Genomic DNA, 15,409 nt, shown 5'->3' on the forward strand with positions numbered 1-15,409 from the left:
GCGGGCTTCGCCAACATGCCGCACTTCGGGTCCGCTTTCCAGCCTGCACGCCGGCAGGTTAAGTCGATGCATAAACCGGCGGAGCCGTCGGCCTCCGGTTCAGCGGCCAACGCACGGGCACTGCCGGCGGCGACGCGCATCCGCACCCGTCCCGGTACGGTCGGCGGCCTCGCCGTTGCCCGGCGCGCTTCACGCCGATGCAAGCAGCTCGACGGCCCAGTACACGCCGATGGCCGTCTGCACCGCAAAGGCCGTGAAACGCAGCGTGACGGCGGCCGCGCTCACCGAGGCGAGGTGGATGAGCGACTGCAGCACGCGGCAGGCAAGGAACAGGCAGGCCGCGCCGTCCGTGACCGCGGTGTGCCCGGTGCCGATGGCGACCAGCAGCAATCCGCCGAAAACCGGGAGGCCTTCGATGCAGTTGGCATGGGCCCTGGCCAGCCGCTGCATGAATGGCGAAAGGTTCGCATTGTCGGGAACGAACCCGTTGGCGGGGATCTTCCGGTGCAGCACAAGCCGGGTCCGGAGCACCTCCATCAGCACCAGGAGCAGCAGCGTCCACGCGATGAAACCGGTCAATGCCAAGGTGCTCGGATTGCTCATGACGCTGTCCTCGTTGGTCGGACCGGCGGCCGGCGCGGACGGGTACGTCGCCGGTCGGGGCGGCCATTATCGCGCCTGTCGCGCGTCTTCCGGGCGGAACCTTCAGCGCACCGCCCGCCGCAGGCGCTCGCGGATCCTTGCCTCGGCGGCGGCGGTCAGCTCCTTCAGTGCGAAGGCCGTGGGCCACATGTGGCCCTCGTCGAGGGCGGCCTTGTCGCTGAAGCCGAAGGTCGCATACCGCGTCTTGAACTTCTGCGCGCCCTGAAAGAAGCAGACGACCTTGCCGTCCTTCGCGTAGGCGGGCATCCCATACCAGAGCTTCGGCGCGAGGTCCGGCGCGGTGGCCCGGACGAGCGCATGCAGCCGCTCGCCCATGGCGCGATCTGCAGCGGGCATCGCGGCGATCCTTGCGAGCACGGCGCCCTCTTCATTCGCGCCTCCCGCGTGCGGGCGCGCTGCGGCCTTCAGCTCCCGGGCGCGCTCCCGCATCGCGGCGCGCTCCTCCGCCGTGAATCCCGTGGGAGCCTCGCCGGGCGCGGTGGCGCTGCGGGTGGGTTTTCGCGTGGCGTTTCCTGCCGGTTTCTTTTCAGCCATGGTGTCTGCTCACCTGCGCCACAGGTAGAAGATGGTCTCCGAGAAGCCATGCCGACGGCACAGCTCTTTCATCGCCAACCCTGACCCGGCTTCCTCCAGAAGCCGAAGATCGGTTCTTCCGAAAAACGCGTCTTCACGTTCAATATTTTCCGGGTGGGGGATTGGACTCCAAACCACGGTGCTACTCAAAACCGGGGGACGTCGGTCGCACGCGAAACGATTGCGACGACGCTGGCCGAGGCTGCTCTGATGCTGGTGCGTGCGATCTGCTTCATGTTGCGACGAACTCCCCCTGAAATGAATACCGCTGCTAAACGTGTTTCGGCTGATCCCCGAACACCGACGACACCGATGAATGAACGAGGTCCCCGGGCGCGGTTTATACCCTGGTCCGCATCAGCCACACCGATGCAACAAGACCGTTTACGGAAATGCAGTCTGACTATCGTTGCAACCCGCGCAGCACTGACACGCATGACGCATCAGAGAGGACAATACGATGACCAGCATTGGCTCGAAAGCTCAGGGCAAGAGCATCAAGCGCGTGGCGTTGACGGGAAGTCTCTTACGGAATGGTTAGGGCGTACCGATAGAAAAAGCGGAGACAGCAAGCTGGACAAGCCGATTTGCACCAAACCCCAGAGCAATCGCGAGGAAGCCAGAAAGGAGGTCTTGCAGAGCCTTGCTGTGTACACCAGGTATCGTGATTCGGTGCTTGAGGAAGAACGCGCCGAAGTAAAAAACTAGACTGAGATAGCCAAGAACTAGCAGTGGAACCAATGTAGCCGCAGGATGCTTGTTGTAGAGAAATGTGAGGGCGCCTAAGACAGCTACCCACTCGAACCATTCGAAGATCTTCGGCGTTGCGATGAGCCAGAAGTTGTGAAATCGTTCAAAAGCTACGTCGACCGCAGTCGAGTGTAGTTCTTCTGGAGATTCGAATTTTTGTTGATCGTCTAACATCCCTGAATAGCCCTAACGCTGGAATTGAGCGGCGGCGAAGCCGTCCACCTCGAATGAGTGGTTAGGCCAAGCCTATTGCTTGCATGGGTACGCTTGCTTAAGAGCTTTAACTACCAACACATTTGCTTGCTCGTTCCAGAACTTCGGATTGTCTGACAGATATTTTCGCACCACAGCCGACGCTTGGCTCAAGGGAACATCTGATGGAACGCAGAACGCTATACCGTTAAAGCTATCTTGGACGCCGCCAACGTAGCCGCGAAACATGGCAATGTCGACTGTACTGCCGCTGCTAAGAAGGTGCTGGTTGAGATCGTTACCCGTGAAATAATTCGCGGACGCAGAGCCGGATACAAAAAGCAAAACTAGCGCGATGATGGTTTTCATGCGATCCCCGGTTGCGGGCCTAACGAGGTTGTAGAAAAACCTCCGCCGATCTTGCTTCAATACCCCCACGTGAACAAGGGGGCGGCATGGCACGCTACCGGCATATCGATATGAGTCCGCGGCTGTTGCCGGTGGATCTGCAGGCGCAGCTGGTGCCGGGATCATTTGCCCATGCCGTGCACCATCTGGTCGATCAGCTGGATCTGTCCGCCTTCGATGCGCATTACCGCAATGACGACAGCGGCGCGCCGGCCCATGCGCCGACGATGTTGCTCAAGGCGGTGCTGCTGGCGTATTCCCAAGGCATGGTGAGCTCCCGCTCGATCGAGCGCGCCTGCCGCGACAACGTGCTGTTCATCGCCCTGACCGGCGACGCCAAGCCACACTTCACCACCATCGCGGACTTCGTCAGCCGCTCGCGCGGGGCGATCGCGACCGTCTTTGCCCAGGTGCTGACGTTGCTCGACGGCGAGGGTCTGATCGGGCGCCAGATGTTCGCCATCGATGGCGTGAAGCTGCCTTCCAACGCGTCCAAACACCGCTCCGGTACGCGCGCGGAGTTCCTTGCGCAGGCACAGAAGATGGAGCGCGCGGCCACCACGATGTTGGAACGTCACCAGGCCAACGATGCCGGCGCGGCCGAAGACGTGCGGGATGCCAAGGCCGCCGAACGCATCGAGCGCCTTACTCGCGAGGCAACGAAGATCCGCCAATGGCTGGCCGATCATCCGCAAGATCGGCCCGGTTCGCGCGGCAAGGTCCGCAAGTCCAATCGCACTGATAACGAATCGGCCAAGCTGGCCACCGACAAGGGCGTGATCCAGGGCTATTGCGGCGTGGCCGTGGTCGATGCCAGGCACCAGGTTATCGTCGAGGCTTCGGCTCACGGCACCGGCGCCGAACAGGAATTGTTGTTGCCCGTACTGGACGCCTGCGCCGAGCAGCGCACCGCATCGACGCTGATCACCGCCGATGCCGGCTATCACAGCGAAGCCAACCTCGCCGCGTTGGCCGACCAGGGCATTGACGCCCTGATCGCCGACAACGCGATGCGCCGGCGTGACGAACGCTTCGCCGGGCAGGACAAGCACCTGGCCAAGCCCGATCCGTTGCACGACAAGACACGCAAACCGACAAAGCCACGCCTGTTTGGCAGCGAGGACTTCATCATCGCGCCGGACCAGTCCTACGCGATCTGTCCGGCCGGCAAGCGCCTGCATCGCAACGGCAAGGACTGCACCATTGGCGGCTATGCCGCGATCAAGTTCCGCGCACCACAGGCTGCCTGCCAAGGCTGCCCACTGCGTGCGAAGTGCTTGCGAAAACCCGAAACCACACGCTCACGGCAAGTTGCCGTGCTCACCCGCAAAGCCGAGCCAACCCACAGCCAGCGCATGCGCGAGCGCATCGACAGCGCGTGGGGACGCGAACAGTACGGGCGACGCTTCGCCACCGTCGAACCCGTCTTCGGCAACGTGCGCGCCAACAAGCGACTCAACCGCTTCACCCTTCGCGGTCAGGCGAAGGTGGATGGCCAATGGAAGTTGTTTGCGCTGGTCCACAACATCGAGAAGTGGGCGAACTACCGCAAGGCGGCCTGAGCGGCACAAGGCGCGCCATGGGCGCCTGGGACGCCCACCCATCGCGTCAGATCAAGCCGGGCAACCCGCACGCGAAACCCCAAGAAACCACGCCGTTGAGTGACGTGATGCAACGGCTGTCATTTTGGCCGTCTATCCATCCGTGGAAAGGGGTTTTTCTACAGCCTCAACGCTGGAGTTAAGCGGCGCGCGGTACGCGCGTCCGCTTGGACGAGATGTTAGGCGCCAACGCACCCTACCTTACGAGCCAGAAAAAAATTACTGTGCCAACGGTTACGATGACGGGCACCCAAAGCGCTGGTGCTTGCCACGCAGGCAGAGCCCGTGTCTTGCCAAAGTGCAACTGACCTGGCTTGAACAAGCGAATGCCGGAAAGGAAGCGAAACAGTACGATCGCAACCACGGCCATTGCCGCCCCGAAAGCAAGCATGATGACCGGAGCCGAGCCCAGCAGCACTTGCAAGCCAGAGATTACCAGCGGCACTGACGCCACCAGGTACGAATATCGCCGCTTTACCCTCTCATCCATAGACCTTCCTTGACCTGCCTAACGCTAAAGTTGACTGGCTGCGGCGCGCAGCGCTTGATTGCCGCGACATCCTATACCCGCAGTCCGGTCGAACGCGCTGTTCGGGAGCGAGAGTGGCGGATTCCCGACGGGTTGTTCGGGCCTCGTCGCTTCCGATGGCGGACCGCAGCGACGACGAGGTCGTGTGTCTGAAAACAGCAAAGCGCCTGCGGCGGTCGGATCAACATCGTTATCCGACCGCCGCAGGCGCTTTGCTGAGTATTGATGATCGCGCGGCTTCGTCAATCCGGATGCTCCGCTGTCTTACGCAGGGACTTTCCCCTGAAACGTGTCCGCCGCTCTCGATGCCGAACGCTGGAGTTAAGCGGCGGCGTAGCCGTCCGCCTTGAACGAGATGTTAGACAACAATGCGTGCCACTAGCCGTGATGCCACCATGTTGCGAACCTATTAGTGATGTACCAAATTAGCCCAACCACGATTGCAAGTACGCCGAATGTGGCCTCGCCGCCAGACCCACCAGTAAAAATTACGACGACCCCAACGATGATTAGCAGCACGGAAAGTAGCTGGTGCAGCTTGTACCGCTTTGACGTCTGCTCAATCGTTTGCACTTTGCCACCATGCGCTTGAGTGGTGCCTCCGCCAGCGATTGGGTAACCGCACTTTATACATGTGTCGGCGCTGCTGGATACCTGAGAGCCGCAGTCTGGACATTGAATGAGTGCCATGATCTTCCCCTTGTTTCGTCTAACGCTTAGTAGACCCCACATCGGGGCATATGCAACCGATGTTCAGCTTTCGGCTGTCCTTGGTCAAGCGGACAAATCCTACGAGCGGGCAAGGGGTTGCCGGATGGCGGCTACGGTGTGCGGCGGCGATGCTGCCACTGCATATCTCACGGATCGAGGTCCTATGTCTTATCCCTCACAATCGCCGGTGATATCTGCCGCTCGTTCGGGTGCGCCTGCGCCCCGCCTGCTTGACGAGGTTCGGCGACGTTTGCGGCTCAAACACTACAGTTTGCGTACCGAAACCATCTACGTGGGATGGATACGCCGGTTCATTCTGGCGAATGGAAAGCGCCATCCGCGTGATATGGGCGCGGTGGAAGTGGAAGGCTTCCTGTCCGGTCTGGCCGTGCGTGGTGGCGTGGCTGCCAGCACGCAGAATCAGGCGCTGTCGGCGCTGCTTTTTCTCTATCGCGAGGTGTTGCGGATCGACTTGCCCTGGATGGAGACGATGGTGCGCGCGAAGCGTTCGCAGCGTGTTCCCACGGTGTTGTCACGTGAGGAGGTACAGGCGTTGTTGGCGCAGATGGAAGGTCGTCCGTGGCTGTTGGCCAGTCTGTTGTATGGCACCGGCATGCGGTTGATGGAGTGCATGCGGCTGCGCGTGAAGGATGTGGATTTTGCGCGCAATGAAATTACCGTGCGTGACGGCAAGGGTGGCAAGGATCGCCGCACGGTATTGCCGAAGCGGTTGGTCGAGCCTTTGCAGCGCGAGATCGACCGCGCCAGCGTGCTGCATGAGAGCGACCTGCTTGCGGGTTTTGGCGTGGCTCGCCTGCCTCACGCTCTGGCGCGCAAGTATCCCCATGCCGGGCGGGAATTTGGCTGGCAATTCGTATTTCCGTCGGCGCAACGCTCGGTCGATCCACTGGATGGTGTGGAGCGTCGTCATCACTTTGATGAGGGGCTGCTGTCGCGCTCACTGAAAAGTGCCTGTCGCCGCGCAGGCATTGTCAAGCCAGTGAGTGCGCATACGTTGCGTCACTCTTTCGCCACGCATCTGCTGGAATCCGGGTATGACATCCGTACCGTCCAGGAACTGCTCGGCCACAAAGACGTAGCGACTACCCAGATTTATACCCACGTGCTCAACCGTGGCGGCCACGGCGTGCAGAGCCCGCTGGACCGCTGAGGCCGGGGGCGGTGCTTCGTCATCGGCTCACGGCGAACGTGGATGGTTGAGCACCACGCTGTGCTCGGCGCCGTCGTCGAGCAGCGGGATCGAGCCGTCGGGCTGTTCGACGCCGTCCAGCCATACCTCGCCGAGCGTGCCGGGTTCGCTCTGCCGCATGTCGATGCGGTACAGCGTGCCGTGGTGGCGGTAGTCCAGCTCGAAGCCTTCCCACGCCGCCGGCAGCACCGGCGCGAAGCGCAGCCTGCCGGCCTCCCGGCGCAGGCCGAGCAGGGATTCCACGATGAGGCGGTACATCCAGCCGGCGGAGCCGGTGTACCAGCTCCAGCCGCCGCGGCCGACGTGCGGCTCGACCGCGTACACGTCGGCGCTGACCACGTAGGGCTCGACCTTGTAGACGTCCGTTCGCGCGGCGCCGGTGCCGTGGTCGACCGGATTGATCATCCGCAGCAGTTCCCACGCGCGCTCGCGGTCGCCGAGCTCGGCGAAGGCCATCGTGGCCCAGATCGCGGCATGCGTGTACTGGCCGCCGTTCTCGCGCACGCCGGGCAGGTAGCCCTTGATGTAGCCGGGGTCGAGCGGTGATTTGTCGAACGGCGGCCGCAGCAGCTGCACCAGGCCGGCATCGCGGCGCACCAGGTGGGTGTCCAGCGATTCCATCGCCTGGCGCTGGCGCTCGGGCGCGGCGAGGCCGGACAGCACCGACCAGCTCTGCGCGATCGAGTCGATCCGGCACTCCTCGTTGCCGGCCGAGCCCAGCGGGGTGCCGTCGTCGAAGTAGGCGCGGCGGTACCAGGCGCCGTCCCAGCCGTGCTGCTCCAGCGCGGCGCGCAGGCGGTCCACCTCGCCTACGCAGCGTTGCGCGAACGCCTCGTCGCCGCGCAGCCGGGCCACTTCGGCGAAGCGGGTCAGCACCTCGCCGCTGAAGAAGCCCAGCCACACGCTTTCGCCGCGGCCCTGTTCGCCGACCCGGTTCATGCCGTCGTTCCAGTCGCCGCCGCCGATCAGCGGCAGGCCGTGCGCGCCGCGCTGCGCGAAGCTGCGTTCGATCGCGCGCACGTTGTGCCAGTACAGGGTCTCGTGCAGGCCGGAGGGCTGCGGCAGGTCGTAGTACGACTCCTCGCCGGGGTGCAGCGCGCGGCCCTCGATGTAGCCGACGCGCTCGTCCAGCACGCCGGAATCGCCGCTGGCCAGCACGTAGCGCGCGGTGGCCAGCGGCAGCCACAGGTAGTCGTCGGAGCAGGTGGTGCGCACGCCGCGGTCCAGCGGCGGGTGCCACCAGTGCTGCACGTCGCCCTCGGGGAACTGGTGCGCCGCGCTCAGCAGCAATTGCGCGCGCGACAGTTCGGGCGCGGCGTGGATCGTCGCCATCGAATCCTGCAGCTGGTCGCGGAAACCGAACGCGCCGCCGGACTGGTAGTAGCCGCTGCGCGCCCACAGCCGGCAGGCGATGGTCTGGTACAGCAGCCAGCCGTTGGCGAGCACGTCGAGCGCCGGCTCCGGCGTGCGCACCTGCACCGTGCCGAGCACGCGCGCCCAGTGCGCGCGCACCTTGTCCAGCGCGTCGGCGGCGCTGCCGTTGCCGCGGAAGCGCTGCACCAGCGCGCTGGCGTCGGCGGCGTCGCGGCCCAGGCCGAGGCGGAAGATCAGCTGGCGCTGCTCGCCGTCGTCCAGGCTCACCACCGACTGCAGCGCCGCGCACGGGTCGAGCCCGGCGCCGAGCCGGCCGGACAGGTGCGCGCGGCCCAGCCCGGCCGGCGCACGCATGCTGCCGTTGCGGCCGAGGAATTCGCTGCGGTCGCCGTCGATGCCGCGCGCGGGGTCGTCCACGTCGAGGAAGGCGACCCGGTTCGGGAACTCGCTGTTGTACGCGTTGCGCGCCAACAGCGCGCCGCTGGCCGGGTCCGACTCGGTGACCACGTGCATCGCGGTCTTCTCGCGCAGGTCGCCGAGCAGCCATTCGACATAGGCGGTGATGCTGAGCCGGCGCGGCGCGCCGGAGTCGTTGCGCAGCTTCAGCACCGAGAACTTCACCGACGCATCCAGCGCCACGTAGACCCACAGCTCGGAGTGGATGCCGTCCTCGTGGTGCTCGAACACGCTGTAGCCGAAGCCGTGGCGGGTGATGTAGTTGCCGCTGCCGCCGCAGGGCAGCGGCGTGGGCGACCACAGCTGGCCGGTTTCCTCGTCGCGCAGGTACAGCGCCTCGCCGCTGCCATCGCCGACCGGGTCGTTGTGCCACGGGGTGAGCCGGAACTCGTGCGCGTTCTCGCCCCAGCTGTAGGCGCTGCCGCTGTCGGAGATCACCGTGCCGAACTGCGGGTTGGCCAGCACGTTGCACCACGGCGCCGGGGTGGCGCTGCCGGCCGTCTGGGTGATCACGTACTCGCGGCCGTCGGCGCTGAAGCCGCCGTGCGGGTTGGCCAGCTGCAAGCCGCTCGAGGCATCGGCGCCGAGCACGGCGCTGCCGATGCGCCGCGGCCGGCTCGGCTCGAAGCGCGGCGCGTGGGTTTCCACGTGGCGGCGGTTGATCTGCTCGGCCAGGCTGCCGCGACTGTCGCTGAGCACCATCCGCGCGCTGGCCAGCATCACCAGCCGGTCCTCGCCGGAGAGCTGCTGCGCCGGGCGCACGAAGATGCCGCCGGGGCGGTCGAGCAGGCTGGCCTCGCTGCCGGAGGCGATCAGGCCCATGATCAGGTCGTGCAGTTCCTGCCGGTAGCCGGCGCGGTCCTCGTTCCAGATCACCAGGTCCACCGCCAGCCCCTTCAGCCGCCAGTACGCGTGCGCCTGCACCAGCTGGCGCACCAGCTCGATCCGCGACGGGCTGGCGATCTGCAGCAGCACGATCGGCAGGTCGCCGGAGACCGACTGCCCCCACAGCCCGGACTGGCCGCGCCGGTTGCCGCGCAGCACCGCCGGGTCGGCGCGCAGGGTGGCGTTCGGGTACAGGACGCCGGTGGCCATGTGCTCGTACAGCTGGGCGTCGGCGAGGCTGGCGTTGAGCTGGCGCAGCAGCACCTGGCTGTGCGTCCAGGCCAGGTCGAACACGCGGTCGGCGAGGTGGCGGTCGCGGTACTTGCCGATCAGCCGCAGGCAGTCGTCGCGCTGTTCGGCGAAGCCGGTGACGAAGTCGATGGTGGCGGTCTGCTCCGGCTCCAGCGTGATGCGGCAGCGGATCGCCACGATCGGGTCGAGCACCGGGCCGGCGCTGTTGGACAGCTGCGCCTGCTCGCGGTCGAGCATCTGCGGCTCGGCGGTGTCGCGGCCGCGGCCGATGAAGCGGGCGCGATCGGTTTCGTAGGAGATCTGGTCGATGTCGGCGTCGTGCACCGCCAGCAGGTGGAACAGCCACGGCGGCCGCTCGTCGGCGGCGCGCGGCCGCCGCGTGCACACGATCGCCTGCAGCGCCGGCACCAGTTCGGTCTGCACGAACAGCTTGCTGAAGGCCGGGTGCATCGCGTCGGCCAGCGCCGGCGCCAGCACCACTTCGGCGTAGCTGGTCAGCTCGATGGTGCGCCGGGTGCGGCCGCGGTTGGTGAGGTGGGTGCGGCGCAGGCCGATGTCGTCCTCCGGCGACACCACGATCTCGGTATGCGCGTCGAACTCGCGTTCGCGCACGCGGAACTCGGCGCGCGCGTCGGAGAAGATCGCCTCGTACAGCTCGGTCTTGCGCCGCGTGGGCTGGTAGGTGGTGGACCAGCAGTCGCCGCTGGCGACGTCGCGCAGGTAGCAGAACATGCCGCGGTGGTCGCGTGTGATGTCCTCGTGCCAGCGGGTCAGCGCCAGCTCGCCGCGGCGCACGTAGCCGCCGCCGGCGCTGCTCAGCATCACGTGGTAGCGGCCGTTGGAGAGCAGTTGCACCGCCGGTCGCGGGCGGTCCGGGTCGGTGAACACGCGCAGCCGCGCCTCGGCCGGCCGCGGCGTGCCGTCCGATTCGGGGAAGCCGGAGGCGTGCAGGTATTCGGCGGCGGTCTTCGGCACGCGCTCCTGCAGCAGCAGGCTGGTGGCCTGGAACTGCGGGTCGGATTCGAAGCGCCGCTGCATCGGCCGGTCCAGCAGCGCGTGGCCCAGCGCCAGCAGGCTCATGCCCTGGTGGTGCGCCATGAACTGCCGCACCAGCGCCCAGTCCTGCCCCAGCGGCAGCCGCGCCGGCGTGCAGTCGATCGCTTCGTACAGGCCGTAGCGCCCGCGCGCGCCGGCTTCGGCCAGCCGCTGCAGGTTCCGCGTCGCCGCCGCCGGTGCCACCATCAGCGCCAGCGCGCTGGCGTATGGCGCGATCACCACGTCGTCGCCGAGCCCGCGTTTCAGGCCCAGCCCGGGCACGCCGAACGCGCGGTACTGGTAGGTGAAGTGCGAGTCCAGCATGTTGTAGCCGGATTCGGAAATGCCCCACGGCCGGCCGATCTGGTTGCCGTACTCGATCTGCCGCGCCACCGCGGCGCGGCAGGTCTGGTCGAGCAGGGTGCCCTCGTAGCTGGGCATCACCAGGTTCGGCATCAGGTACTCGAACATCGAGCCGGTCCACGACAGCAGCACCGGCTCGCCGCCCACGGTGGTGAGCAGGCGGCCCAGCGCGAACCAGTTGTCCTGTGGCAGCTGGCCCTGCGCGATGCCGACGAAACTGGCCAGCCGCGCCTCCGACGCCAGCAGGTCGTAGTAGCCGGCGTCGAGCCGGCGCTGGTCCGCGTTGTAGCCGATCGCCAGCAGGTCGCGCGCGCTGTCGTACAGGAAGCGGAAATCCATCTCGGCCAGCTCGCCGGCCTGCTGCGCCAGCCGTTCGATCGCGGCGATGCGTTCGGCCGCGCGTTCGCGCACGGCGTCGGCGCCGGCCTCGGCCGGCCAGCACAGCGGCTCGATCCGCGCCAGCTGGCGCAGGGCGGGGATGCCGCCGAAGCCGGCGGCGTCGTCGTCCGGCGGGTCGAGTTCGAAGGCGAGCGTCTCGTCGATCAGCCGGCTGGCCTGGTCGATCAGCGCGTCGAGCCAGAACGCCGCGTCGCCGGCGGGTTCGGGCGCAAGGGTCTGCGCCAGCGCGCGGGCGTGCCCGTCCAGCCGCTGCAGCAGCGCCAGTGCGGCGCTGCTGCGTTGCGGCGGGGCGTCCAGCGCGGCCTGCAGTTCCTGCTGCAGGGGCCGCAGCGCGCGGGCGACGTCGGCGTCGAGCGTGTCGTGCAGCAGCGCCAGCGTGTCGCCCATGCCATGCAGCGCGCGCGGCTGGAACACCGGCTCGTCGGCCAGCGCCAGCAGGCCCCGGCGCAGGGTCAGCAGGTGGCCGGCGAGGTTGCCGCTGTCCACTGCCGAGACGTACAGCGGCGGCAGCGGCTGCAGGCTCTGCGTGTCGTACCAGTTGTAGAAGTGGCCGCGGTGGCGCGGCAGCTGCTGCATGGTGGCCAGGGTCAGCCGGGTGCGCTCGAGCAGGCGGCCGCCGTCGATGAAGCCGAAGTCGTGCGCGGCCAGGTTCGCCAGCAGCGCCATGCCGATGTTGGTGGGCGAGGTGCGGTGGGCGATCGCCGGGCCCGGCTGCTCCTGCAGGTTGTCCGGCGGTAGCCAGTGCTCGTCGGCGCCGACGTGGACCTCGAAGAACGCCCAGGTCTGCCGCGCCAGCGTGCGCAGGAAACGCCGCTGTGCCGCGCTGGGTGCGAACGTGTCCGGCGCGCGCGGCTGGCTGATCCACCAGGCGATCGCGGGCGAGCCCAGCCACAGCAGCAGCAACGGCGCCGCCAGCCACAGCGCGGCCGGACGCTGCAGCGCCAGCGCCACGCCCAGCAGCAGCGCCAGCGCCGGGCCGATCCCCATCAGCCGCCACAGCGCGGCGGCCGTGTTGCCGCTGCGCCGCTCGACCTCGCCGGAGGTCTGCCACTGCAGCAGGTGGCGCCGGCTGACCGCCATCCGCCACAACGTGCGCACGATGGCGTCGAGGTGGTACAGCGCCTCGTGCGGCAGCCACGCCAGCCCCAGCGCCATCCGCGCGAGGTGCTGCATGCCGGTGCGGAAGCCGGCGCGCAGGTGCTGGTCGAGCTGCACCTCGCGCGGCTTCTGCACCAGTTCCAGCAGCGCCGACAGCAGCGGCGGCAGCAGCACCATCGAGAGCACCGCCAGCGTCCACGAGAGCGCCGGCACGATCGCCAGCCAGCCGGCCACCAGCAGCGCCAGCACCGCCACCGGCACCAGGCTGCGGCGCAGGTTGTCGAGGATCTTCCAGCGCGACAGTGCGGTCAGCGCATTGCGGCGCCAGCCGTCGCGCGCGGTCGGCGCCCACGGCAGCAGCCACGGCAGCAGCTGCCAGTCGCCGCGGATCCAGCGGTGGCGGCGCTTCACGTCGTCGCCGTAGCGGACCGGGCAGCTCTCGAACAGCTGCACGTCGCTGAGCAGGCCCGAGCGTGCGTGGCAACCTTCGACCAGGTCGTGGCTGAGAATGCGGTTCTCGGGGAAGCGGCCGTCCAGGGTGCGCTCGAACGGGTCGATCGCGTAGATGCCCTTGCCGATGAACGAGCCCTCGCCGAACACGTCCTGGTACACGTCCGAGACCATCTGCGTGTACGGGTCGATGCCGGCGTCGCTGCCGTACAGCTGCGCGTAGCGCGAGCGCGCGGTGCTGGGCAGGCTGATCCCCACGCGCGGCTGCAAAATCGCGTAGCCGCTGACCACGCGGCGCCGCTCGGGGTCGTACACGGCGCGGTTGAGCGGGTGGTCGATGGTGCCCACGAGCGCCTGCGCGGTGTCGCGCGGCAGCTCGGTGTCGGTGTCCAGGGTGATCACGTACTGCACCGGCGGGAGCGTCGCGATGTCGCCCACGATCAGCATGAAGCGGTCGTGCGCGTTGCCGCGCAGCAGCGCGTTGAGGTCGGCCAGCTTGCCGCGCTTGCGCTCGTGGCCCATCCAGCGTTGCTCGCCGGCGTTCCAGCGGCGCGGCCGGTGGAACAGGAAGAAGCGATCGGCGCCGGCGTCGGCGTAGCGCTCGTTGAGCGCCTCGATGCGGCGCCGCGCCAGCCGCAGCAGCGCCTCGTCGCCGGGCAGCGCCTCGCGCTCCGCGTCGGCGAAGTCGGTGAGCAGGGCGAAGTGCAGGTGATCGTCGCGGTTGCCGAGGAAGCGCACCTCCAGCGCCTCGACCAGGTCCTCGACGTCCTGCGCGGCGGCGATCAGGCTGGGCACCGCCACCAGCGTGCGCGCGCTGGCCGGGATGCCGTGCGTGTAGTTCATCCGCGGCAGCCGCCGCGGCGCGATCGCCAGCGTGGCCATCCAGTTGAGCAGGCTCAGGCCCAGCTGGCTGGCCAGCACGACCGCCGGCAGCGCGATCGCGACCAGCGCCCAGGCCGGCAGCCGCGCGTGCGCGGCGGCGGCGACCAGCGGCTGCGCGAACGCGAACGTCAGCAGCGCCAGCAGGCCCAGGTAGATCGGCAGCGGCGCGCGGTCGAAGCCGCGCCGCAGCCGTTCGCGCAGGCGCGGGCGGACGCCGAGCCGCTGCTCCAGCCGGTACCGCCCGCGGTCGATCAGGTAGTAGCCCACGTGCGCGGGCAGCGGCGCGGTGTCGTCGGCGCGGACCTCGTCCCGGCACAGCGCCACGGTCGCCTCGGCCACCGCCAGCTCGGTCAGCCGGTGCTTTCGCGCGATCGCCTCCACCATGTGGCGGTAGCGGTCGCGGGTGGCGAAATCCATCGCCGCGTAGACGCCGGCCGGATCCTCGCGCAGGCAGTGTTCGACCAGGCTGCAGCGTTCGACGAAGTCGCGCCAGTCGATCGCCGACAGCGTGCGCAGGCTGCCGATGCTGTTGCCGATCGAGACCTGGTTGGCGGCCTGCTGCTGCGCCTCCTGCTGCACCAGGTGCTCGACGCTCTGCCCCGACGCGGCCAGGCGCTGCTCGATCCAGCTCAGCGGCAGCGCCAGCGCCGGGCTCTGGCCCTGCAGCCGGCGCGCCATCTCGGCCACGAAAGGGCCGTTCATCGGCGGGTCCGAGCGCGCCATGTCGGCTACCACCAGCACCACCGAGTTCGGGTCGCGTTCGGCGGTGGCGGTCATGTTCTCGGCCCAGCGCGCAGCCTTGCCGCGGCTGCGCCAGTCCGCCATCACCCGCGCGGCGACGCGGCGCAGGTTCTCGATCAGCGCCAGCCGCAGCATGATCGGTATCGCCCACAGCTCGCCCAGGCTGAGTGGGGCCACGTCCTGGTAGGCGTCGACGAAGCGGCGCAGGCTGTGCGTGTCGACCCGGCCGTCGCCGTGCGAAATGATCTCCAGCGCGATGTCGTACACCCGCGGCAGGCCGGCCGAGGGCCCGTTCGCCAGCCGCGGCAGCTCGCGGCTGTAGCCCTTCGGCAGGTGCCGCCGCGCGATGCGGATCTGTTCCTCGATCAGGTAGAAGTTGTCCAGCAGCCACTCGCCGGCGGGGGTGACCCGGCGCCGCTTGCGGGTCGCGCTGGTCAGTCGTTCGCAGGTGTGCGCGAGCACCGCCTCGTTGTCGGCCAGCCGTTCCAGCAGCAGGTCCATGCTCGAGCGCGCGCTGAGCCGGTGCTGGCCGGCCAGCGTGCGGCCGTGCCGTTCCATCTGCTCGGTGCTGAACAGTTCCGCGCGCAGCGCCGGCTCCTGCTCCGGGCGCGTACGTGCGGCGGCGCGGCGGCGGCGGAACGCGTGCAGGCGACGCAGCTTGAGCAGGTCGAGCAGGTTGCCGATGTTCACAACGGTTTTCCTCGGGCCTCGCGACTGACCGGCCGCGAGGCATCCATGCGGGCGGAGCGTCGGCGTGGCCCGTGGGGGAATGGCCATCGCCGCTGCGCCCGACCTTACGCGCCGGCATGTGAAGGCCGCGCACGCTAGGATGGGCGC

The 15,409-nt window shown here is 67.8% G+C and carries 8 protein-coding genes and 1 pseudogene; 2 read left to right on the top strand and 7 right to left on the bottom strand.

The window, feature by feature from the left end; genetic code table 11:
* Positions 1–189: 189 nt before the first annotated feature.
* The 5 genes and pseudogenes from AC3WRN_RS14865 to AC3WRN_RS14885 all read right to left on the bottom strand — a co-directional run bounded on the left by AC3WRN_RS14865 (position 190) and on the right by AC3WRN_RS14885 (position 2,547).
* Complete coding sequence (locus AC3WRN_RS14865) at positions 190–603, bottom strand: MAPEG family protein (protein WP_068094967.1); 414 nt, start codon at positions 601–603, stop codon at positions 190–192.
* A 102-nt stretch (positions 604–705) separates the two neighbouring features.
* Complete coding sequence (locus AC3WRN_RS14870; RefSeq protein WP_082823659.1) at positions 706–1,197, bottom strand: iron chaperone; 492 nt, start codon at positions 1,195–1,197, stop codon at positions 706–708.
* A 15-nt stretch (positions 1,198–1,212) separates the two neighbouring features.
* Positions 1,213–1,334, bottom strand: a pseudogene (locus AC3WRN_RS14875) (transposase); the annotation flags it as partial.
* A 439-nt stretch (positions 1,335–1,773) separates the two neighbouring features.
* Positions 1,774–2,160, bottom strand: a complete 387-nt coding sequence (locus tag AC3WRN_RS14880) for a hypothetical protein (protein WP_492623552.1) — start codon at positions 2,158–2,160, stop codon at positions 1,774–1,776.
* 72 nt (positions 2,161–2,232) lie between these two features.
* Positions 2,233–2,547 carry a Rap1a/Tai family immunity protein gene (locus AC3WRN_RS14885; RefSeq protein ID WP_492623553.1) on the bottom strand — a complete coding sequence of 105 codons (315 nt, stop codon included), beginning with the start codon at positions 2,545–2,547 and terminating at the stop codon, positions 2,233–2,235.
* 86 nt (positions 2,548–2,633) lie between these two features.
* On the opposite strand from AC3WRN_RS14885, the gene AC3WRN_RS14890 reads away from it, so the two are divergent.
* Positions 2,634–4,148: an IS1182 family transposase gene (locus AC3WRN_RS14890; RefSeq protein ID WP_068094664.1), complete on the top strand. Its 1,515-nt coding sequence runs from the start codon at positions 2,634–2,636 to the stop codon at positions 4,146–4,148.
* A gap of 946 nt (positions 4,149–5,094) precedes the next feature.
* On the opposite strand, the gene AC3WRN_RS14895 is transcribed toward AC3WRN_RS14890, so the two are convergent.
* On the bottom strand, positions 5,095–5,448 hold the full coding sequence (locus AC3WRN_RS14895) for a zinc-ribbon domain-containing protein (protein WP_492623554.1): 354 nt from the start codon (positions 5,446–5,448) through the stop codon (positions 5,095–5,097).
* Positions 5,449–5,590: 142 nt separating this feature from the next.
* Between AC3WRN_RS14895 and AC3WRN_RS14900 the strand changes: the two genes are divergently transcribed.
* Positions 5,591–6,598 carry an integron integrase gene (locus AC3WRN_RS14900; RefSeq protein WP_082823598.1) on the top strand — a complete coding sequence of 336 codons (1,008 nt, stop codon included), beginning with the start codon at positions 5,591–5,593 and terminating at the stop codon, positions 6,596–6,598.
* A gap of 27 nt (positions 6,599–6,625) precedes the next feature.
* Here AC3WRN_RS14900 and AC3WRN_RS14905 read toward each other — a convergent pair whose 3' ends face one another.
* Positions 6,626–15,262, bottom strand: a complete 8,637-nt coding sequence (locus AC3WRN_RS14905; RefSeq protein ID WP_492623555.1) for a glycoside hydrolase family 94 protein — start codon at positions 15,260–15,262, stop codon at positions 6,626–6,628.
* Between the last annotated feature and the right edge of the window lie 147 nt (positions 15,263–15,409).

This window comes from Rhodanobacter sp. FW101-FHT13A11, from assembly GCF_058790335.1.